This is a genomic window from Nannocystis exedens, from assembly GCF_002343915.1.
Classification (GTDB): Bacteria; Myxococcota_A; Polyangia; order Nannocystales; family Nannocystaceae; genus Nannocystis; species Nannocystis exedens.
Genome location: NZ_NETK01000001.1, coordinates 4418981 through 4440783 on the forward strand (window position 1 = coordinate 4418981; position 21803 = coordinate 4440783).

The following is a 21803-nucleotide window of genomic DNA, read 5'->3' on the forward strand; positions in this document are numbered from 1 at the left end:
ACAGGCTACTTTAGCCCCTCACGGTCCGGCGAGCGCGGCCAGCTCGGGTCGGGCGCGGACGATGTCGTCGACCAGCAGCGGCATGTTCGCCGCCGCCCGCGCGGCCTCGACGTGCTCGGCCGCGGCCTGGCGGTCGCCGTCCTCCGCCGCCAGCGACGCCAGCTCGAGCAGCAGCATGCTCGCGCGCAGCGACACTGCCTGGTCGCCGCGGCGGCACAGCTCGAGCGCGCGGGAGAGGTCGTCGCGCGCCGCCGTCGGCCGGCCCGCGCGGCGTTGCAGGCGAGCGCGCCAGGTCAGCAGGTCGGCCGCGCGGAGCATCGCCGTTGCGCCGCTGCCGGCGGGCGCCAGGCGCTCCGCCACCAGCCCCGACAACATGTCCAAAAAGCCAGGCGCCACCCGCAGGTCTGCGAGGTGATTGACCGCCGTGTTGCGCCACGCCTCCGCCAGCACGTCGAGGTAGCGCGGCTCCGACATGGCCCTCAGGACAGGTCCGACCTCCGCGTGGTGTCCGCGCAGCAGCGTGTGCAGCGCCCCGCGGGCCGCCGCATCGTCGTTGTCCAGCAGCGCCTGCCATAGCGGCGCCGCCACATCGGCGCGGCCGGTGCGGATCAGCAGCCACGCCTGCAGCGCCTGCTCGCGCGGCCCCGCCGGCCCGGCCTCGGCCAGGGCCGCCAGCGTCGCCCCCGCGTCGCCCTCGACCGCCGCCGCCAGCACCGCCGCGCGGCGTCGATCGATCTCCGCCGGCTCGACGATCCGCGCCCCGCGGATCGCGAGGTGATGCACCTGCGCCGACAACCACGCCGGCACGTCACCACCTGCCCGCAAGACCAGCCGATAGCGCCCCGGCGGCCCGAGCCGCGTCGCCAGGCGCTCCCGCAGCGTCCGCGACTCGTCGCGCTCGCGGTCGGTCAGCGCGCAGCCGATCTCGCCCAGCGGCGCGACCGCGAACGCCCGCAGCCGCGCCCGCGAGCGCACTGCCGGATCCGTCGGCAGCAGCGCCGGCGAGTGATTGACGTAGAACACCCGCCCGTCGGCCTGACACTGGTACTCGCGCAGCGTCGGCAGCCCGCCGCGGCTGGTCCCGTGGGTCATCACCCCGAGCCGCAGCACCGGCCGGTCCGGCTCCGCCTCGGCTACCAGCTCGAGCACCAGGCTCGCGCTCCACTCGCTGTGCTCGACCGTGAAGTCGAAGCTCAGGTCGATCGTCTCGCCGTCCCACTCGAGCGGCAGCTCGGCCAGCACCCCAGCGCTGGCCGTGCGGACCTCGAGCGCCTGCTCGAGCGGTCGCCGGCGCAGCGCCAGCGGGTCGCCGACCGTCCACGCCGGCGCCAGCGGCCGGTCGAACCCGATGTCGATCGGCGGGTGCTCGTAGGTCGCTCGCACCAGCCGCTCGCGCTGCGCGAGCAGGTCCGCCGCTTCGCCCGGCGCCAGCCCCGGCCGGGCCCTCAGCGACTCGAGCGCGCGCAGCGCCCGGTCGTACTCGCCGAGGCGCAGGTGCGAGCGGAACGCCCCCTGCAGCGCCGCCGTCGCCTCCGCCTCGTCGCCCGCCGCGCGGTACAGCGCCAGCGCCGCCCCGTCGTCTCCCAGGCGCTCGCGCAGGCTCGCCGCGTCGAGCAGCGCCCCGCCGCGCAGCTCGCCGGGCGGGCTGCGACGCGCCAGCTCCTCGTACGCGTCGGCCGCCTCGGCCAGCAGCCCCAGCCGGCGCAGGTCGTCGGCCCCGGCGAACGCCCGCTGCAGCGCCGCGTCCGTCACGCCGGACCGATCGGCCATGTCTTCGAAGACAGGTTGATGATGCGGCAGCCGCTCGTCGCCCGCCCCGAGCAGCCACAGCTCGACCGCCCCGGTCGGCGCGTGGACCTTCGCCAGCAGCTCCTCGCCGCGGTCCTCGTCGAGCTGCACCAGCCGCAGCACCTCGATCCCGTCGAGCACCGCCGGCACGAACCCGCCGCGCTCGTCCTGCAGCTGGATCACCGAGTGGAGCTGCCCTCGCTCGTCATAGTGGTTGACGAAGTCGTCGCGCCCATCGCCGTCGACGTCGCCGGCCAGCGGCTGATGGTGGGCCCCGTCGGCCTGCGCGCCCTCGTGGCCGCGGACGAACGGCACGTGCGCGCGGCGGTGGAGCCCGTCGCCGGTCAGCGCCAGCAGGTACGTCCCCGGCGCCGCCCCGTACGGTTGATCGGCCGGGAACACCAGCGGGTTGGGCTCGCGGTGGAACACCTCGGCGACCACCCGCGCCTCGCCCTCGGCCGAGCGCAGCGCTCCCAGCCCGAAGACCTGGCCGAGCTTGTCGCGGGCCACCGCCACCAGCTCGCCGGTCCCCGGCGCCAGCCGGAGCACGCGCACGTCGTACGCTCGCCAGCCGCCGAACGCCGCCACCAATTCCTCGCGGCCGTCGCCGTCGAGGTCGGTGACCAGCATCGAGCCCACCACCGACTCGACGCTGTCGCCGACGTCGTACACCACCCGCCGGGCGAACCCGCCGGCGCCGTCGGGGACGATCGCCACGATCTGGCACGAAGTGCCTGTCCCGACGTACAGCTCGCGAGCGCCGTCGCCGTCGAGGTCGGCCGCGGCCGCCGCGAACATCTGCGCGTCGGGCCAGGTGAAGATCCGCTCGAGCCCGCCGCCCGCCTTCGCGGCGTACAGCGCCAGCCCGTCCTCCTCCCGGGCGATCGCGCGGCCGGCGAGCGGGTCGACCACCTCGACGCGGACCGTCCCGGCCGGGAACGCGTGCTTCCACGTCGGCGTCAGCGCTGCGTCGGCGGTCGCCGCGTGCAGCACCGGCGCGTCGAGCCCCTGCGCGAGCAGCCACACCTCGTCGCCCACGCGCCCGTAGACCTGGTTCACGTCGGCGTACCCGGTGCGGTGGGCCGGCGTCAGCGCGGCTGCCAGCGCGCGCCTGGGCCCGACCAGCCGGCGCGCCGCCTCGGCGAAGTCGCGGCGGGCGAGCGCCACCTCGCCGCGCACCGGCGCCAGCGTCAGGTCGGTCGCCGCCTCCGGGTGGCGCTGGTCGAGCAGCGCCAGCACCTGCGCCAGCCCGTCCCACGCCAGCTCGGCGCGGAACAGCGCGACCAGCCCGAGCAGCGCCTCGCGGCTGTCCTTCGGGTCATGTGCCAGCGTGTACGCGCGCGCCAGCGCCGAGATCGCCGCCCGCGGGTCGCCGTCCTCGCCGCGGCGGCCCGCCTCGGCCAGCCATGCGCGGGCGATCGCCCGCGTGTCCTTGTGGACGGGCTCCTCGAGGAAGCCGGCCAGCAGCCGCTCGGCCGCCGCCCGGTCGTGGTCCGCCCGCGCCTCGGCGATCCGCGCCTCGAGCTCGGCCAGCGCCGCCGCGGCGTCCTCCTCGCGCTGCTCGCGGCGCCAGCGCTGCTGCAGCCCTTGCGCCAGCAGCACCGCCGCGATCACGATCACCGCCGTCACCAGCGCGACCGCGGCGACCCGGAGCCGGCGCCGCCGCGTCGCCCCCGGGTCGTGGTCGAGCGCGGCCAGCAGCGCCGCCATGTCGGGGAACCGCGCTTCTGGCCGAAAGGACAGGCCGCGCCGCAGCGCCGCGGTGATCGGGGCCGGGACCGCCGGCGCGCGCGGGCTCGACTCGAGCCGCGCGTGCGAGATGGCCGCCAGCACCTCGGTCGCGTGCCCGCCGGAGAACGGCCGCACCCCGTGCAGCGCCTCGTAGACCGCCGCGCAGAAGCTGTACTGATCGGAGCGCGCGTCGGCCTGGCGGCCCAGCCACTGCTCGGGCGACATGTACGCCGGCGTGCCGAGGATCGCCCCCGTGCGCGTCAATAACTGCTCGGTGCTGCTGAGCGGCGTCCCTGGTCGCGGCGCCGGCGGCTCGCCGCGCGCCGCCACCAGCCCGAAGTCGAGCACGCGCGCGCGGCCGTCGGCGCCGACCAGCACGTTGTCGGGCTTGAAGTCGCGGTGGACCAGCCCGGCCGAGTGCGCCGCCTGCAGCCCGCGGCCGGCCTCGAGCAGCGCCGGCAGCAGCTCGTGCCAGCGCGCCCCGGCCTCGCGCCGCGCCTCGATCCACGCGCGCAGCGTCGGCCCGTCGACGTACTCCATGGCGATGAAGACCTGGCCGTCGCTCTCGCTGACGTCGTGGATCTGGACCACGTTGGGGTGCGACAGCTTGGCCAGCGCCTTGGCCTCGCGCAGCACTCGCGCCAGCAGGTTGTCGTCGTCGCGGTCGCTGCGGACCATCTTGATGGCGACGATGCGGTCGAGCAGCTCGTCGTAGGCGGTGTAGACCACGCCCATGCCGCCGCGGCCGAGCACGCGCAGCAGCGTGAAGCGACCGAGGCGGATGTCGGCGGGCAGCTCGTCGTGCGTCGCGTGGCCCGGCTTCGCCGAGCCCTCGCTCGTCAGCGTATCGGCCTGGCTGATCCGCGACGGCTCTCCCGCGGCCAGGCGGGCCTCGGCGGTGTCGCTGACCCGCTCGCTCACCCGGCGAGTATGCCCGCCACGCGCGACCCCCCGAAAGTCGAAGCCGCTGGGCGGGCGCCGGGCGGGCGCCCATGACATGTCCTTTACGACATGTCTTTCGCGTCACCTGTCCGACGACCGTCCGCACGGCCTCGCCGGGCCGATTCCCGCGGGCCGCGCGCGAGCGGGCGACCCGTGTTACACTCCCGCGCACAATGCGGGTCTGCATCCTCGGCGCCACCGGCCTCGTCGGCCGCGAGCTGCTCCACCTCATCCCACGCGCCTGGCCGGGCGCGCAGCTCGCCCTCTACGCCAGCCGCGACCAGGAGCTCGAGGTCGACGGCCGCCGCTTCGAGGTCAAGGCGGCGCACCACCTCGACGCGGTCGACGCCGCCGGCGGCGAGCTGGCGTTCGTCGCGCTCGACGACGAGCACAGCGCCCGCTACGTCCCGCGGCTCCTGGACCTCGGCTACCGCGTCATCGACAAGAGCAACGCCTACCGCGGCGACCCTGCGGTCCCGCTGGTGGCCGCCGGCGTCAACGACGGCCTGGTCGGCGAAGAGGTCCGGCTGGTCGCCAACCCCAACTGCACCACCATCCCGCTGACGCTCGCGCTCGCCCCGTTGCGGCGCCACGTCGGCATCCGCGGCCTCGCCGTCAGCACGTATCAGGCGATCAGCGGGGCCGGCATCGCGGCCCTCGACCAGTTCCTGCTCGACGCCCAGGTCGGCTACGCCGCGCAGAACCGCCTGGGTGCCGCCTTCTCGCCCTCGGGGTACGCAGGCAACACCGTCCCGCACAACGGCAAGACCGACGACACCGGCTTCTCGGCCGAGGAGCGCAAGCTCATGACCGAGAGCAGCAAGATCCTCGGCTTCCCCGACCTGCCGATCTCCGCCCAGGCCTGCCGCGTCGCCGTCGCCGTCGGCCACTACGAGCAGGTCTGGCTGACCTGCGAGCGGCCCGTCACCCTCGACGCCGTCGCCTCCGCCTGGGCCGAGGGCGCCTTCCTCCGCGTCGTCCCCACGGCCGACGGCGCCGGCCTGTCCGCGCTCGCCTGCGTGCACGAGCGCGACCTGGCCCTGGTCGGCCGCGTCCGCGTCGTCCCGCACGACCCGACCACCGTCTGCTTCACCGTCGCCGCCGACAACCTCCGCCTCGGCGCCGCCACCAACGCGGTGCGGATCGCCGCCCGCTGGTTCCCCGCCGTCGACCCCACCCTGCAGGCCCCCGGCAACCTGCCTTGAAAGACAGATGACGACACCTCCGCGCAAGCTGGCGATCGCGACCGGCGGCGGCGACTGCCCCGGCCTCAACGCGGTGATCCGCGCCGTCGTCCTGCGGGCCCACGCCGCCGGCCTCGAGGTGCTCGGCGTCGAGGACGGCCTCAACGGCCTGCTCGAAGGGACAGGTGCCACCGTGCGCGCGCTGACCCCCGTCGAGGTCGCGCCGATCCTCGGCCGCGGCGGCACCGTGCTCGGCACCACCAACCGCTGCAGCCCGTTCGCCTGGCGCGACCCCGACGGCCTCCCGCGCGACCGCGGCGACGAGCTGCTCGCGCGGGCCCGCGAGCTCGGCATCGACGTGCTGATCAACGTCGGCGGCGACGGCTCGCAGGCGATCTCGCTCGAGCTGGAGCGCCGCGGCCTGGCGGTGATCGGCGTGCCGAAGACGATCGACAACGACCTCGACGCGACCGTCGAGACGTTCGGCTTCGGGACCGCCGTGCAGGTCGTGACCGACGCGCTCGACCGCCTGCGCACCACCGCCGAGTCGCACGACCGCACGATGATCCTCGAGGTCATGGGCCGCCACGCCGGGTGGATCGCCCTCCACAGCGGGATCGCCGGCGGCGCCGACGTCATCCTGATCCCCGAGCTCCCCTACACCCCGGCCCACGTCGCCCGCGACCTCCAGCGCACCCTCGCCGGCGGCCGTCACTTCGCCCTCGTCGTCGTCGCCGAGGGCTGCACCTGCGTCGGCGGCGAGGTCACGCAGCGGCCGGTCGCCTCCGGCCGCCTCGGCCCGTCGACGATCCTCGGCGGCGCCGGCCAGCGCGTGGCCGAGGAGATCGCCGCCATCGTCCCCGAGCTCGAGCTCCGCGTCACCGCGCTGGGTCACATCCAGCGCGGCGGCACGCCGACCGCCTACGATCGCCTGCTCGCCAGCCGCCTCGGCGTCGAGGCCGTGGAGGCCGCCTTGCGGGGCGAGCGGAGCGTGCTCGTCTCGTCGCAGCCGCCCGACATCCGCACCGTGCCGCTCGAGCTCGCCGTCAAGAAGATGCGGGCCGTCGACCCGCAAGGCCAGCTCGTCGCCCACGCCCGCGGCCTTGGCATCAGTTTCGGCGACGCCTGAGCGCTCGCCCGCCGTCGTGGGGCGGACGCGCGATCTTGGTTGCGGCCCGACGCAAGCCGCGCCATCCTCCCGCCTCCCATGGACGGAATCAGTCAGGCGATCCTCGAGCACGCGGACGGTGCCGGTACCCGCGGCGTGGCGATGGGTCAGCTGGTCGACGCGCTGGTCGGCCGCGGCTACACGCCCGAGGCGGTCGAGCAGGCGATCTGGGCCCTGCTCGGCGCCCGTCGCCTGACGCCGAGCGGCTTTCTGTGCCGCCAGCTGCGCCGCCGCGACCCCTTCGGGGAGATCGTGCAGACCCGCTGCTACGAGCTGCTGCTGGCCCCGTGGTCGAGCGAGCTCGACCACCAGCTCGACCTCGACCTCGCCAGCGACGAGGCCGAGGTCGACGACGAAGACGACCCCCCGCGATGACTCTCGGTGCCTGCGAGCGCTTCGTCGCCGACCCCGGCCAGCGCGTCGCCGAAGCTGTCCTCGAGGACATGCGGCGTGACAGCGCCGCCCGCTGGGCCGCCACCTGGGGCGAGCGCCACCGCGTCGCCGCCCGCCCCGGCGAGCCCGGCCTCTACCTCGCGCTCGCGCCGATGGACGGCATCACCGACGCCGTCTACCGCCGCCTGCTGACCGACCAGTTCGGCGGCCGGAGCGGCATCAGCCTGTGCGTCTCCGAGTTCGTGCGGGTCACGCGGGACCCGGTGCCCGCCGCGGTGCTGCTGCGGGACGTCCCCGAGCTCGCGCACGGCGGCCACACCCGCGCCGGCGTCCCCGTGTACGTGCAATTGCTCGGCGGCGACCCCGAGCCGCTGGCCGAGACGGCCCGCCGCGCCGCCGAGCTCGGCGCCCCCGGCATCGACCTCAACTTCGGCTGCCCGGCCAAGACCGTCAACAACCACGACGGCGGCGCCAGCCTGCTGCGCGCGCCGCAGCGGATCCGGGCGATCGTCGCCCGCGTCCGCGACCGCGTCCCCGAGCACATCCCCGTCACCGCCAAGGTCCGCGTCGGCTGGGACTCGAGCGACGGCCTCGAGGAGATCGCCGTCGCCGCGGCCAGCGGCGGCGCCGCCTGGCTCACCGTCCACGCCCGCACCCGCACCCAGCTCTACCAGCCGCCCGTGCGCTGGCCCGACCTCGCCCGCGCCCGCGCGTCGATCCCGATCCCCGTGGTCGCCAACGGCGACCTGCGTGTCCCCGAGGACCTGTCTCATTGTGCAGCCCAGAGCTGCTGCCACGCCTTCATGATCGGTCGGGCGGCGATGGCCCGCCCCGACCTGTTCGCCGTCATCCGCGGCGCGCGCCAGGACCGGCCGCTGCCGCTCGCCGAGCTGGCCGACATCTTGCGCGACTACCACGCCGCGATGCGCGACGACGGGCTGGAGCCGGGCCGGGCGGTGGCCCGCGTCAAACAATGGCTGCGCCTGGCCGCTCAGCTCGACGCCCGCTTCGAGCCGCACTTCCACGCGACCAAGACCGCCGCCGCCTGGCCGCCGATCGCCGAGCACCTCGCCGGCATGGCCGACGCCTGACGCCATAAAAAACCCCGCGCAGGCCGTTTGTCGAGTCCTGCCTGCGCGGGGGTGCTGCGTCTGCTTGTACGAACGAAGGGAAGCCACGACGGCGGCGCCGCGCGGACGCGACGTCGCGCAGGAGAAAGCGCTGTCACCAGCCTCGCACGAACCCGAGGACCAGCGTGACGAGGGCGGCGAACAGGAACACCAGGAACAGCATGCGCGCCATCCCGGCGGCCGTCTTCGCCGTGACCTTCGGGGCGGTGCTCGTATAACCCGAGAACCCCAGCGCCCCTGCGAGGAGCGCGAGCGTCAAGAAGCTGACCGTCCAGATGAGCATTCCTCGCCTCGCGTCTTCGCACTTTTCATGAAACGGTCCGCCGGACCTGTCAAGCGCGCTCCCGAACTCGAGTCACTCCCGTCGCAGCCGGCGCGCCGCGCGAAGCCTCCTGACGCCTTCTTGATGTTCGAAGCGCCATGCCCGATCGGACCTGGCCTTCCGATCCACTCGCGCCCGCTCACCGTCGGCTCGCAGATCGCTCCCGGCGATGGACCGCGTTCGAAGCCCGCAGCTCACGAACGCCCGCATCGTTCCCGGACCTCGCCGCTCTCGGCTCCGATGACATCTGTCCCTCGGAGCAGCTCGTCCCGGACCTCGCCGCTCTCGGCTCCGATGACAATCTGTCCCTCGGAGCAGCTCGTCCCGCCTGTTCGACGGCCGGGGCCGGCCGCCGAATAGACGCTTTCCCGCCCTTACGGCGGGTCTCACCCCGTGAAGACGCGCCCCCCGTCGCGCTGCAAGAACGCGAGATGACGGCGTCCGAACAAGAAGCCTTGCGCGGTCGAGACGCCCTCGAGCTACCGCGAATCCTCGACCAGGCCGCCGATCAGCGCCCCGCGAGCGCGCCGGTTCCTGTCTTGTCGCGCGACCGCACGGCGCCTCGGCAGCCTCGGAATTACGAGCCCGAGCCGCAGTCGCCCCGCAGCACCAGGTCCTCGCCGCTCGCCTCGAGCTTCGTCCCCTGCGCCTCGCTGAGCGACAGCATGCGCGCGCGGACCGTCTTCCCCATCCCCTTCGTCGCCGGCACCGGGTGCTTGCTCGGCGTCCTCTTGATGTAGGCAGGGTGGAACGTCAGCGCCTCGAGGCACGACTTTCCGGTGAAGCGCGCCCGCAGCACCCCGGTGAGGCGCGGAATCTCGTGGGTGTTCTCGAACAAAAAATTCCCCAGCGAGTACGCGATCGCCTTCTTGCCGTATTGCTCGATCGCCTGCAGCACGTGCGGGTGGTGCCCGACCACCAGGTCGGCCCCGCGGTCGAGCAGCGCCCGCGCCTGCCGCTGCTGATGGGCGCCCGGCGCGTCGGCGTACTCCTCGCCCCAGTGGACGAACACGATGATCAAATCGTGGGTCGCCCGCGCGGCGTCGATCAGCGGCCCGAGCGTATTTTCGAGGTCGTTCGTCGACAGGAACGGCAGCTCGGGCGTGTTCGGGAACTGTGGCGCGTTGCGGCGCGACGTCACCGCGAGCAGCCCGATCTTCCACCCGCGGCGCTCGAGCGTCTCGACGCGGAACACGGGCGGCTCGCTGCGCGACGCCCCGAGCGGCACGATCCCGAGCTCCTCGAGGATCTTGGGCGACTGCAGCAGCCCCTCCGCCCGCTGATCGAACGAGTGGTTGTTGGCCAGGCTGACCGCCGCGAAGCCGCCGTCGACCAGGTGCTGCGCCATCGCCTTCGACGCCCCGAACGCGAACTTGGCCCCGATCGGGCTCTTCGCCGGCAGCTCGTACACCAGCGGCGTCTCGAGGTTGCCGATCAGCAGGTCGCTGCGCATGGTCGGCAGGATCTCGTCGAACGGACGCTCACCCTCGCCGACGATCGGGTCGAACCCCGCCGTCCGGTAGCGGCCGAAGATGATGTCGCCGACGAAGGTGATCTCGAGCGGCTCGCGCGCTGCCGCCACCGTCGGCGCCGCGGGCTCCTGCCTCGCCTCCTCGCGCCCTTCCGTCTTGCTGTCCTCCGGGACAGGCTCCTCCGTGCGCCGCGGCTCCGCCCGATTCCTGTCCTCCGGGACAGGCACCGGCGCCACCGTCGGCGCTGTCGGCTGGGCCACCGTCGCGCTGTCGCGCCCCGCCCCGGAGCACCCCGACGGTCCCGGGACGGAGGCGAGAGCGGCGAGAGCAGCGACGACGCGAACCAGTCCGGGCACGGCGGGCGGAGTTACGCCCAAACCCCCCGCCGAAGCAAGAGATCGGCGCTCGCGGCGTCCTCGCCGTGCTTCGGCCTGCGGGCCCTCCTCGCTCGCCGCTGGGTCCATGCGCGGCCGCTCCCGCTCGCGCCTCCCGTTCGCTACACTGCGCCCCGTGCCTCTCGACGCGACCCGACGCCGCGCGGCGGTCTTGCTCGGCCTCGTCGGCCTCGTCGCCGCCGTCGAGTGGGTCGCGGCCGCGCGCGCCTATCGCTCGCGGCTCGGCCCGGCCGACTGGGAGGCCGCCGCGGCGGCCATCGCCGCGCTCCCGGCCGACGAGCCCGTCGTGCTCGCCGACGACTGGCTCGGCCCCGTCGCCCGCCGGCACCTCGCCCCGCTGCAGCGCTCCCTCGGCCGCCCCGATCTCCACGGCGCCCCGCGCTTCCACGTCCTCGCGCTCGGCGAGCCGCTCACCCCCGACCTCCGCGCCGACCTCGGCGACCTCACCCCCGAGCCGCTCGGCGTCGAAGAACTCGGCGGGCTCGCGCTCCACCACTTCGCCGCGCCTTCGGGACATGTCCTGTGGGACATCCTCGATGCGCCCGCCCTGCTCGCCGCCGATCGCGCCGGCGCGTGCCGCAAGGCCCAGCGCACCTGGGCCTGCAAGCACGGCCGCGCCACCGTCCGCTACGCCGAGGTCGCCTACCGCCCGCGCCGCTGCCTCGCCATCGACATGAGCGACGGCGCCGCCTTCGAGCTGCGCGGCCGCGTCGAGCTCGGCGCGCGCCTGCGCGGCCACCTCGGCTTCTCCGACTTCAACGGCCGCCTGCGCAACGACGCCCCGGCCGTCGTCGAGCTCGAGCTCGACGGCGTCCCGCGGGCGCGCTGGCTCGTCGGCGACAACCAGGGCTGGGCCGCCTTCGAGCTCGCCACCACCCCCGGCCCCGCCGAGCTCACCGTCCGCGTCACCACCCTGCTCGCCGGCAGCTTCACCCCCGCCGGCTACGACCCCGACACGCGCCGCGTCCCCTGCCTCGACCTGCGCGCCCTGACGGAGCCCGCGTGACCCGCGACCCACGCTCGCGCCCGCCTCCCCGCGTCGCTGCGCGTGCGCGACGAGCCCGCGCGACCCCTCCCCCCCTGTCCGGGGCCCTCGCACAGGGTGTTTGCGCGACCTCTCCTCTCCCTCGCCACGACCCCTGTCCCTGCCAGGAGCCCGCGTGACCCGTCGCCTCCCCGCGCTCCTCGCCGTCGCCCTCGGCCTGGGGGTCGTCCTCCTGCTCGCCCGCGGCCACCGCGACGTCGGCTACGTCCGCGACGAGGGCATCTACTTCCACGCCAGCCGCGCCTACGCCGACTGGGCCGTGCGCGGCCTGCAGTCGCCCTCGACGCTGTTCGACCGCCCCGCCCGCGACCGCGCCTTCGCCGTCAACCACGAGCACCCGGCCCTGATGAAGCTCGCCGGCGGCCTGTCCGCGCGCCTGTTCTCCGCGCCAGGTCCCGAAGGACAGCCGCCCGAGGCCCGCGCCCAGGCCGGCCTGCTCCCGCTCATGCCCGAGGGCGCCGCCATGCGCCTGCCCGCCCAGCTGCTCGCCGGCCTCGGCGTCGCCCTCCTGGGCCTCGCCGGGGCCGGCCTCGCCCGCCCCCGAACACATGTCCTCGGGGACAGCCGCCCGCCCGACCTGTCCTCCGAACCCCCCCCCCTCTCGCCGCTGATCCCCGCCGCCCTGGCCGCCCTGTGGTTCGTCGGCCTGCCGCACGTGTGGGTCCACGCCGGTTTGCACTGCTTCGACGTCCCGGTCGCGGTCCTGACCCTCGCCGTCGTCCTGTGCTACCGGCGGGCGCTCGCCTCCTGGCGCTGGTCGCTGCTGCTCGGCCCGCTCCTCGGCGTGGCGATCAGCGTCAAGCACAACGCCCTCTTCATCCCCGTCCTGCTCGGCGTCCACTACCTCGCCTGCCTCGCGCTGGCCCGGCGCCGGCCCAGCCTGGGCCAGCTGCTGCCGCTGCCGTTCCTCAGCATGGCCGTCCTGGCCCCGCCGACCGTCCTCGCCCTGTGGCCGTGGCTATGGAGCGACCCGCTGGTGCGCCTCGGCGAGTACTTCGAGTTCCACCGCCTCCACGCCTACTACAACACCGAGTACCTCCACATCAATTACAACCAGCCGCCGCTGCCGTGGAGCTACCCGTTCGTCCTCACCTGGGCCACCGTCCCGACCGCCCTGCTCCTGCTCGCCGCGATCGGCCTGGTCCTGGCTGTCCGCGGGGACCTGTCCTCGCGGCCATCCGCCGATCTCCCGCCGGCCCGCTTCACCGCCCCCCTGCGCGGCCACCCCGCCCGCGACGGCCTGCTGTGGGCGCTGTTCGGCCTGTTCCCGCTGGTCCTCATCAGCCTGCCGACGATCCCGATCTTCGGCGGCACCAAGCACTGGCTGACCGCCTACCCCTTCCTCGCCCTCGCCGCCGCCTTCGCCTACGTCACCCTGTGGCGCGCCCTGGCCCCGAGCGGCCGCGCCCGCCACCTGCCCGCCGCCCTGCTGCCGCTGCTGCTGGTGCCCGCGCTGTGGAGCACGATCCACGGTCACCCCCACAACCTCTCGCAGTACGCCCCGCTCGCCGGCGGCGCCCGCGGGGCCGCCGACCTCGGCCTCCTGCGCGGCTTCTGGGGCAGCTCGGTGCTGCCGCTTTTCGAGGACATGTCCCAGCGGCCTGGTCCGCTCTACCTTCACGACCTCCACGAGCTCGCCCGCCTGCAGTACGAACGCGAGGGCCGCTGGCCCCCCGGCCTCGCCGCCGCCCCGCTGTCGCGCGCCCGCGCCGGCCTGCTGTTCCACGAGCGCCACATGCTCTCCAACGAGGTCGACCTCTGGAACCATTTTGATAGTAGCGCCCCGCTCGACGTCGTCACCCTCGACGATGTCCCGCTGACCAGCCTCTATTCAGGCAGCAAGTGACCCGCTCGCGTCCGCGCAACCTATGTCTCTGAAAACATGTTGCATGGGCCAGCTTGCAGAGAACGCGGCGCACGACGGCCCGCGCCCCGCACCGCTTCGTGCGCGCGCGCTCGCCCACGGGCCGCCGGAGCGCTCTGACGCCCTCGCTACCGCCGACCCCTCGCCCGTCCGAGCTCCGCGACCTGCGTTCCGCGAGCACGCCGCCCCGCTTGCCCGCGCCCTTGCGATGGCGGCACACTGACGTCGATGGGTCACGTCCACACCGTCGAACCCGGCGAGTGCCTGCTCAGCGTCGCGGACCGCTTCGGCTTCTTCCCCGACACCCTGTGGAACGCCCCCGAGAACGCCGAGCTGCGGCGCACGCGGGCCCGCGCGACCCCCCTCGTCCCCGGCGACGCGGTCTTCATCCCGTCTCCACGCGAAAAACAAGCCGACGCTCCCACCGACGCCCGCAGCGTGTTCAAGCGCCGCGGCGTGCCGGCGCAGATCCACGTGCGGCTGCTGCGAGACGGACAGCCCTGCGCCGGCGTCGCCTACACGCTGGCGATCGGCGGGCTGGAGCTGAAGGGCGTGACATCGCCGTCCGGGCAGATCGAGCACTGGATCGCCACGACCGTCCGCACCGGCCGCCTGACCCTCGCCACCGGCGAGGTGTACGAGCTCGCCGTCGGTCGCCTCGAGCCCGCCAGCGAGGAACGGGGCGTGCGCGCCCGCCTGTGCAGCCTCGGCTTCCTCGCCGCCATCGACGCCCCGCCCGCCGAGCTCGCGGCCGCCCTCCGCCAGTTCCAGGCCGCCGCCCGGCTCCCCGTCACCGGCGCGGTCGACGACGCCACGCGCGCCCGACTCGTCGCCCGCCACGGCTCCTGACCCGCCCCGCTCGCCAGCCGGCGGAGACTCAGAGGTCCTCGGTGAACCGGTCGTCGTAGACGTCGGTCTCGTCGATGAAGTCGAAGTCGGCGACCACATAGCCGGTGATCTGCCGACAGCGACGGGCCGCGCGCGCGGCCTCGTAGACCACGGTGACGAGGCTGTCCTGCTCCGGCGACCAGCGGGGCGCGTCCTTCGTGAACGCGTGGACCTCGATGAACTCGAGGAGCGCCTGGTTGCTCACCACCTGATCGCCGATGTCGCCGGGGATCGGCCAGCTGACGGCGCTCAGATCGACCGCGACGAGCCGCAGCATGCAGGTCAAGTACACGCAGACCCGCCGCGACAGGTGGTAGACGTAGTCCGGCTGCGGGTAGGTCGCGAGCTTGAAGAGCAGCCCCTCGAGCACTTGCAGCGCCTCGAACTTGACGCGCGCGCGGATCTTCTCCAGCTGCAGCTTCGAGTCGTCGAGCTCCTCGCAGTACGTCTGCTTGAACTCGTTCTCGTAGTCCGTCAGCTTCGGCGAGTACTCCTGGCTGCAGAAGATCGCGCCGATCGGCGCGTGATCGCTGACCGTGCACCACCAGTTGAGCGCGTTGTGATTGGGGTCGACGTGGAGGATCCCGCTCACCGGCGACACCAGACCGCAGAAGCGGCGCACCAGCCCCCGCGTGCAGATGAAGAAGTCGGCCCGCTTGTTGAGCACCACCTTGATGCGCTTGCCGCCCTCGCTCGAGAACAGCACCACGCGGTCGGCCAGGTAGTTGTCCGACGCCCCCTTGCTCTTCGGCTTGCGCTTCTGCTGCAGCAGGAACTTCTCCAGCGCCGGCACCGGGCTCGGGCTGTCGAACACCCTGCTCTCGACCGCCTCCTGCAGCTTGGCGAACAGCAGCTTCTTCTCCGCCTTGGCGTCGCCGTCCTGCTCGTCCTCGTCGTCCGAATCGATCTGGATCCCGTACTGCTCGCTGATCGACGACAGCCCGGTCTGGTTGGTCGCCGACAGCGGGATGACCAGCTCGAGCCCGCGGCTGCTCACCGCCTGCTCGAACCGTCCCGCTCGCCCGAGGTCGTGCCCGCGATCCATGATCGAGGACTCCGGGTCGAGGTAGTAGTCGCCCACCACGATCCAGTGCTCGCCCACCGCCTGGCGCGCCCTCGCCACCTCGAGGATGAAGCGGATCTGGTCGAACTCGTGCTTGCGGCTGAGGCCGCTGCCCTTGGGCGTGGTATGCACGTTGGCCACGTACACGTAGCCGCCGTTGCTGGTGAACAGCCGATAGACGACGATCGGCCGGTACGAGGCGTACATCCGCAGCTTCTTGTTCTTCCGCTTGTGCTGCGGCTTGGTCCAGTAGATCGTGGTGTCGGGCCCGCAGGCGACCCAGCGCCCGCGGTGCAGCGCCCAGCAGCGATCGCACGCCAGCCGATCGCCGCGGTAGACGATCGGGTAGTACTCGTGCTGACCCTTCCCGCCCTTGGGCCCGACCGAGATCATGTGCGGGCCGAGCATCAGCTCGAGGTTGTGGCCCGCGATGTCCTGCGGCAGCGACTTCAGCGAGACCTGATTGATCTCCTGCAGCACCAGCACGTCCAGCCACGCGTTCTTGTTGAACAGCCGCCCGATGCTGCACTTCTTCGAGAAGTACTTGGGCTTGGTCTTGTTCATGTGGTTGATGTTCCACGTGGCGACGCCCAGGTCGATCGTGCGCGACAGGTCGATCGTGAGCACCGACTTCGTCCACTGCGGGTCGTGGACGCTCCGCCCGCTGTCCAGCCGGGGGACCTCGATCTGCGGCAGCGGCACGAGCCACGGCGCGCCCTCGTCCGAAAGCGTCTCGAACGGGTCGACGAACTCCTCCTCTTTCTCCGAGCCGCCGACCTCGTCGTCGACGACCTCGTCGTCGCCGTCGCCCTCCCCGATGCAGTCGCCGTCGTCGTCGGGGCTGTCCTCGTCGACCACGAAGTCGTCGTCGCTTATCTCCATGCGCCTCCGCCCGTCCAGCCGCGCTCGTAGCGGTCCACCACCTCGAGGCGGCCGCGCTCGCGCCCCGCCGCCGTCCGCACGAACGCGTTCCGCTCCAGCACAACCCGCGAGGCGACGTTGGCGCGCGCGACGTAGCTGTGCACGCGCGCCAGCGCCAGCGAGTCGCGGGCGAACGCCAGCGTCAAGCTGGCCGCCGCCGTCGCGTGGCCGCGCCCGCGCGCGGCCGGAGCCGTCCAGTAGCTGACCTGCGCCGAGCGCCGGTCCGCCGAGAAGCGGGCCAGCCGCGTGGTGCCCACCGGCACGCCCGCCGCCACGGCGACGAACACGAACGCCTCACCCGCCCCGCGCCGCCGCAGCTGCTCGCGCACCCACGCCTCGGCGCCGGCGTCCGGCCGCGGGACGCCGTCGCCGACCGGCGGCTCACCAGCGCCTGCGCGAGCCAGCCAGCCCGCGTCGTCGAGCTCGAGCGGGCGCAAGTGCAACACGCGTCGAGCTTATCACCGCGGCCCCGCCGGATGGACGGCGCCCGGGCGGTGCAGCACGCGCGATCGCGCCCCGCTCGCCCGAACTCGCCCGCGCTCGCCCGCGACGAACACAGGCTCGAGCTACGCCTGCGGGAAATTGGAAGTTTCACAGGACTCGTCGTCCGCGGCCAGAGGGGCCGCGACCGCCGGGGACCTCACCGCGAGCACGATACTCGGAGCGTCCACCCGCTCCCGCCGGCGTACGGAGGTCGCGGCGGTCCGGGTGCTCCGCCGCGACCTCGGAGCGTTCACTCGCGCTTGCGCACGTACTCGTGCTGCACCCCGGTCCACGGCGTCACCATCCCGGCCGCCGACATGTACCCCGTCATCGGCAGCACCCGCTCCTCGCCCGCGAGCTGGCGCCCGGCCGCGTAGCGCCGCCGCAGCGGCCCGCGCAGCCACCCCGGGACGTCGCCGTCGATCCAGATCGCCGCAAAGTCCCCGCGGCTCACCGCCGCCGCCAGGTCCGCCTCGATCTGCCTCTGCCTGTCCTTCGGGACATCGTGGATCCCCATCGACCCCACGTGCCCCGGGCCGCCCGCGAGCACGCTCCACCACGGCCGGTGCAGCGCCAGGATCGCCCGCGGCTCGCCCTCGAGCTCGGCGCGCAGCCCGGCCGCCCGCTCGCGCAGCCCGGCCGGTGGGATCGTCCGCCACGGGTCTTGCCGCACGTAGCTGTCCCGAAGACCCGCCAGCCCGCGGTCCTGGATCGGCTGGTACGTCGGCTCGATCACCAGCGCGAACACCAGCTGCGCCGCCACCAGCCCCAGCGCCGGCGCCTCGCCGCGCCCGACCGGCAGCACCACCGCCAGCCACGCCGCCGCGAAGCACACCCCCGGCATGAACGCGTTCGGCTCGGCCCACTGCGTCGAATAGCCGAGCGCCGACACCAGCAGCCCGGCCGCCGCCATCACCCCCCAGTACGCCGGCCCACGCCACCTGCCCTCTCGGACATGCTCTTTCCGCCATTCCCTTTCAGACACCCACCGCCCGGCGACCAGCCCCGCCAGCACCACCAGGAACGGCGCCGCATGCAGGAACATCCCCCACGTCTTGCGCCAGAACCGCACCGCGTTGAACGCGTGCGATTGATGCAACTTGTAAATATATGTCCACAGCTGGCCCTCGGTCAGCCACTGCCCGAGCAGCACCCCGCCGCCGTCGATCGCCGCGATCGTCGCCGCGTAGAGCCATACAAGCCGCGGCGCCACGATGAGCCCGCCGACCCCGCTCGCCAGCACGAACACCGCGGCGGTCTGCTTGGCCCAGAACGCCGCGGCCACCAACACCCCCGCCGTCACCGCCCGCCGCCGCGTGCCCGCGCTCTCGCGCAGCAGGATCAACCCCCACAGCAACAGCGCCAGGAACAGACTGTCGGCGCGGGCCACGTCGTACCAGCGGAACGTGAAGACGTACCCCGACAAGAACAGCCCGACCGCCGCCGCCGCGTGCGCCCGCGGCTTGCCCTCGAATCGCACCAGCCGCCACAGCCCGGCGGCCACCGCCCCGATCGCCGCGATGCTGACCGCCCGCCCGAGCACGTACCCGAGCGGCAGCACCCACCCGAGCACCGCCAGCACCGCCGGATACAGCGGCGTGTAAAGGAACGGCACGAACTCCGCCGAAGGCTCGGGGTAGATGGCCTGCCCCTGCTGCAGCCGCAGCGCCGTGTGCAGGCTGCCGCCCTCCATCCATTCGAGCTCGAGCGGGAAGCCGATCCGGCTCGCGAACACCGCCGCGATCACGACCGCCCACGCGATCGCCAGCCCGACCACCAGCGCCCGCAGGCGCGCCGCCCATTCGCTCACGGCGCCACCTCGTCGACGAAGGGCCCGACCGGCCGGCCGCGCCGGCGCAGGCAACAGTAATAGCCGACCTCGAGCACCCCGCCTGGCTCGCGCGGATCGGCCACCGCCCCCGGCTCGGCGCACGCCCACACCATGTCGCGCCCGAACCCGCGACCCTGCGCCGCGGCCGGCGACGGCCGCTTCGGCCCGACGTGCCCCACATGACAAAAGAGATCGGGGTCACGCGCCAGGATCACCGCCTGCGGCGCCATGAGCTGGTGCCCCGGCCGCGCCTTCACCTGCGGCCGCACCTCGACCTCGCGCGGCCAGCGGTCGACCAGCCCGTACACGTCGACCGCCCGCAGCCGCGACGCGTACGGCAACGCCCCCGCCGCCCCGACGCTGATCACGATGTCTTCCGGGACATGCTCTTTGAACCATGTCCCTGCGGCCACGCGCTCGCGCGCGAACCGGTCCATCGCCGTCACGCCCTCCCAGCGCCCGTCGAGCCACCCGGTCGGCGTCGCTCGATCTTTTAAAAGCCGTTCACGGGACATGACCCCGAGGACAGCCGCCAGCGCGATCCCGACCCCGGTCGCCGTCGCCGGCCCACGCGGCCCGAGCAGCCGCTCGCCCGCCTCGACCAGCAGCCATCCGACCGCCCCCGCCGTCAGCGCGGTCGCCACCATCAAAAAACGCCCGTAGGCCATGAAGTCGCCGCCGACCGACCACGCATAAGCGAGCACCGCCGCGATCGGCAGCGCCAGCGCCGCGTGCCGGGCCCGCAGCAGCAACGCCAGCGGCGCCAGCCACACCAGCCGCAGCGCGCTCGCCCACGCCGTCACGTACGCGACCCCGAACGTGTCGCGCAACAGTCGCCCGTGCTGCTTGATCGCCCACGTGTTCGGCAGCCACTCCCCGTAGTACGTCCACCGCCACAGCAGGTGCCCGAGCAGCGGCCCGCCCGCCAGCGCCGCCGCCATCGCCGCCTCGCGCAGCGACGGCAACCGATCTCGCCTGCCCCCGAGGACATGACCGATCGACCATGTCGCAACAAACACGCCGATCGGGAGCACCGCGTCGGGTCGGGTCAGCCCGGCCAGCGCCGTGGCGAGCCCCGCCGCCCGCCAGCGCCCGCTCGCCGTCGCCGCCATCGCCGCGATCGTCGACGCCGCAGCCCACGACGTCTCGAGCCCGCCGTGGGCCCACACCACGTACTCCGGCGCCGCCGCCAGCAACATCGCCGGGATCAGGTCCGCCGGCGTCCACCCGCTCGCCCCTCGCAGCGCGCGCACCAGCACGACCGTCGCGGCAGCCCCCGCCAGCGCCCCGAGCTGCGTCAGCCACGGCGCCAGCGCCTCGGGCAGCGCGCCGAGACATGTCCCGAGGGCCAGCACGACCACCCACAAAAAATTCGTATACCCCTCGACGCGCTCGCCGAGGTTGTACTCGAGCGCCCCGTGCTGGGCGAGGTTCCACGCGTAGCGGAAGGAGATGTACGCGTCGTCGCAGACGAACCGCCACGCGCGCGCGTGCAGCAGCAGCGCCGCCGCGGTCGCGACCGCCAGCGCGACGGCGCTCTTTTGCCCGCGCCCTGCCGGCATCACAGCGACCGACGCAGCGCCTCGGGGTCTTGCGCCGCGCTCATCGCCGCCTCGAGCGACACCTTGCGCGCGCGCACCAGCGCCGCCAGCGACTGCTCGAGCGACACCATCCCGTCGGCCCGGCCGGTCTGGATGGCCGTGGCGATCTGGTGCCCGCGGCCCTCGCGGATCTGCGCCGCCACCGCCGCCGTCACCAGCATCTTTTCAAAGGCCACCGCGCGCTCGTTCCGCGACACCGGCACCAGCACCTGGGTCACGATCGCCTTCAGCGTGCCTGCCAGCTGCAGGCGCACCTGCGTCTGCTGGTGGCCGGAGAAGCCGTCGATGATGCGGTCGACCGCCATCGCCGCGCCGGCCGCGTGCAGCGTCGACAGCACCAGGTGGCCCGTCTCTGCGGCGGTCAGCGCCGCCGAGATCGTCTCCGGGTCGCGCATCTCGCCGAGCAGGATGATGTCGGGCGCCTCGCGCAGCGACGCCCGCAGCCCCTCGGCGAAGCTCGCCACGTCGCGCCCGACCTCGCGCTGGTGGATCAGCGACTTCTTGCTGGTGAACACGTGCTCGATCGGGTCCTCGAGCGTCACCACGTGCTTCGCCGCCGTGCGGTTGACGTGCTCCACCAGCGCCGCCAGCGTCGTCGACTTGCCCGAGCCGGTCGGCCCGGTGAACAGCACCAGCCCCGCCGGGTAGCCGACCAGCGCCGTGAAGTCGTCCGGCAGGCCGAGCTCGGCCAGCGTCGGCGCCTTGTCGCGCACCGGCCGGAGCGCCGCCGACAGCCCGCGCTGCTGGCGGAACAGGTTGGCGCGGAAGCGCAGCCCGCCGAGGTCGAGCGCCGTGTCGACGCTGCCCGCCCCGCGCAGCCGGGCCCGCTGCTCCGGCCCCAGCACGCTCGCGAACAGCGCCGCGATCGCCGCCTCCGAGGCCGGCGTGCCCAGCTCGCGCAGGTCGCCCGCCGTGCGCACTCGCGGCGCCAGCCCGGCCGAGAAGATCACGTCGGCCGCCCCCTCCCAGTGGGCCCGCTGCAGCACCCCGCGCAGCTCGTCGGCCGCCCGCAGCGCCTCCTCGTCGGGCTCTTCGGACATGTCCTCCACGACAGGTTCTTGCACCACCGGCGCCGCCGCGGCCGCCGGCGCCGCCGCGGCTCGCACCGGGGTTGGCCGGGCCGGAGGCGGCGGCGCGGCCGCGCGCACCGGCGGCAGGTCGGGCACCGGGTGGCTGTCCTGGGGGACAGGTCTCGCAGCACCTGTCCCTGCGGCCACCCGCGCCTTGGCCAGGCTCAGGTGGTAGCGGCCGCCGTCGACCTTGATCTCCCCGGAGAAGCGCTGGCCCTCGAAGGTGTGCTCGACCTTGACCGACTTGCGGGCGTCGAGTTCGGAGCGCTGCTCCGGGGTGACGAGGTCCTCGAAGAACATCGCCACCATCTCGTGGCTGACCTTCGGCATCGACAGCGGCACGTCGGCGCCGGCGCGTTTGAGCGAGGGGACGCGTTCGGAGGCGAGGACCAGGCCGTCGGCCTTCTGGGCGTCGAGGATCTTGAGCAGCGAGTCGATCGCGGCCATGGCGCCGGGTATAGCGCGAGGCGAGGCCCCCTCGCCAGTGCTCCCCGTCCGATGCAGGCGCAGCC

General features: G+C 73.8%; 15 protein-coding genes. 7 read left to right on the forward strand and 8 right to left on the reverse strand.

The genetic code is table 11. The annotated features are described in order from the left end of the window. Positions 1–18: 18 nt before the first annotated feature. The gene (locus NAEX_RS17390) at positions 19–4440 is read right to left on the reverse strand and encodes a serine/threonine-protein kinase (RefSeq protein WP_170135795.1); all 4422 of its coding nucleotides are present in this window, start codon (positions 4438–4440) and stop codon (positions 19–21) included. 194 nt (positions 4441–4634) lie between these two features. On the opposite strand from NAEX_RS17390, the gene NAEX_RS17395 reads away from it, so the two are divergent. From NAEX_RS17395 to NAEX_RS17405, 4 genes are all read left to right on the forward strand, one after another. Further along, positions 4635–5666, forward strand: a complete 1032-nt coding sequence (locus NAEX_RS17395) for an aspartate-semialdehyde dehydrogenase (protein ID WP_096328607.1) — start codon at positions 4635–4637, stop codon at positions 5664–5666. A 7-nt stretch (positions 5667–5673) separates the two neighbouring features. After that, positions 5674–6774, forward strand: coding sequence for a 6-phosphofructokinase (locus tag NAEX_RS17400; RefSeq protein WP_096328608.1), 1101 nt, complete (start codon positions 5674–5676; stop codon positions 6772–6774). Between the two features lie 78 nt (positions 6775–6852). Beyond that, positions 6853–7188 carry a hypothetical protein gene (locus tag NAEX_RS50355; protein WP_170135796.1) on the forward strand — a complete coding sequence of 112 codons (336 nt, stop codon included), beginning with the start codon at positions 6853–6855 and terminating at the stop codon, positions 7186–7188. Next, positions 7185–8297 carry a tRNA dihydrouridine synthase gene (locus NAEX_RS17405; protein WP_170135797.1) on the forward strand — a complete coding sequence of 371 codons (1113 nt, stop codon included), beginning with the start codon at positions 7185–7187 and terminating at the stop codon, positions 8295–8297. The genes NAEX_RS50355 and NAEX_RS17405 overlap by 4 nt, the downstream gene beginning before the upstream one ends. A 133-nt stretch (positions 8298–8430) precedes the next feature. On the opposite strand, the gene NAEX_RS17410 is transcribed toward NAEX_RS17405, so the two are convergent. Beyond that, positions 8431–8619 (reverse strand): DUF1328 family protein, encoded by a 189-nt coding sequence (locus NAEX_RS17410; protein ID WP_096328610.1) that lies wholly within the window; start codon positions 8617–8619, stop codon positions 8431–8433. A gap of 616 nt (positions 8620–9235) precedes the next feature. After that, a complete protein-coding gene (locus NAEX_RS17415; protein ID WP_170135798.1) occupies positions 9236–10390 on the reverse strand; it encodes a CapA family protein in 1155 nt (384 codons plus the stop codon). A gap of 250 nt (positions 10391–10640) precedes the next feature. Here NAEX_RS17415 and NAEX_RS17420 point away from each other — a divergent pair, with 250 nt between their 5' ends. The 3 genes from NAEX_RS17420 (at position 10641) to NAEX_RS17430 (ending at position 14283) form a co-directional block, all read left to right on the forward strand. Beyond that, on the forward strand, positions 10641–11531 hold the full coding sequence (locus NAEX_RS17420) for a hypothetical protein (RefSeq protein ID WP_143141112.1): 891 nt from the start codon (positions 10641–10643) through the stop codon (positions 11529–11531). Positions 11532–11685: 154 nt separating this feature from the next. Continuing rightward, positions 11686–13416, forward strand: coding sequence for a hypothetical protein (locus tag NAEX_RS17425; protein WP_096328613.1), 1731 nt, complete (start codon positions 11686–11688; stop codon positions 13414–13416). Positions 13417–13662: 246 nt separating this feature from the next. Further along, positions 13663–14283 (forward strand): peptidoglycan-binding domain-containing protein, encoded by a 621-nt coding sequence (locus tag NAEX_RS17430; RefSeq protein WP_096328614.1) that lies wholly within the window; start codon positions 13663–13665, stop codon positions 14281–14283. A gap of 28 nt (positions 14284–14311) precedes the next feature. Here the strand turns inward: NAEX_RS17430 and NAEX_RS17435 are convergent, their stop codons facing one another. The 5 genes from NAEX_RS17435 to NAEX_RS17455 form a co-directional block, all read right to left on the reverse strand. Then, entirely contained in the window at positions 14312–16267 is a 1956-nt protein-coding gene (locus NAEX_RS17435) for an endonuclease/exonuclease/phosphatase family protein (RefSeq protein WP_096328615.1), read from the reverse strand. Further along, positions 16258–16752, reverse strand: coding sequence for a GNAT family N-acetyltransferase (locus NAEX_RS17440; RefSeq protein WP_096328616.1), 495 nt, complete (start codon positions 16750–16752; stop codon positions 16258–16260). Before NAEX_RS17440 ends, NAEX_RS17435 begins: the two co-directional genes overlap by 10 nt. A 287-nt stretch (positions 16753–17039) precedes the next feature. Beyond that, on the reverse strand, positions 17040–18599 hold the full coding sequence (locus tag NAEX_RS17445; RefSeq protein ID WP_096328617.1) for a glycosyltransferase 87 family protein: 1560 nt from the start codon (positions 18597–18599) through the stop codon (positions 17040–17042). Then, positions 18596–20182 (reverse strand): hypothetical protein, encoded by a 1587-nt coding sequence (locus tag NAEX_RS17450; protein WP_096328618.1) that lies wholly within the window; start codon positions 20180–20182, stop codon positions 18596–18598. The genes NAEX_RS17445 and NAEX_RS17450 overlap by 4 nt, the downstream gene beginning before the upstream one ends. Next, a complete protein-coding gene (locus NAEX_RS17455) occupies positions 20182–21738 on the reverse strand; it encodes a type IV pilus twitching motility protein PilT (protein WP_211302424.1) in 1557 nt (518 codons plus the stop codon). Before NAEX_RS17455 ends, NAEX_RS17450 begins: the two co-directional genes overlap by 1 nt. Between the last annotated feature and the right edge of the window lie 65 nt (positions 21739–21803).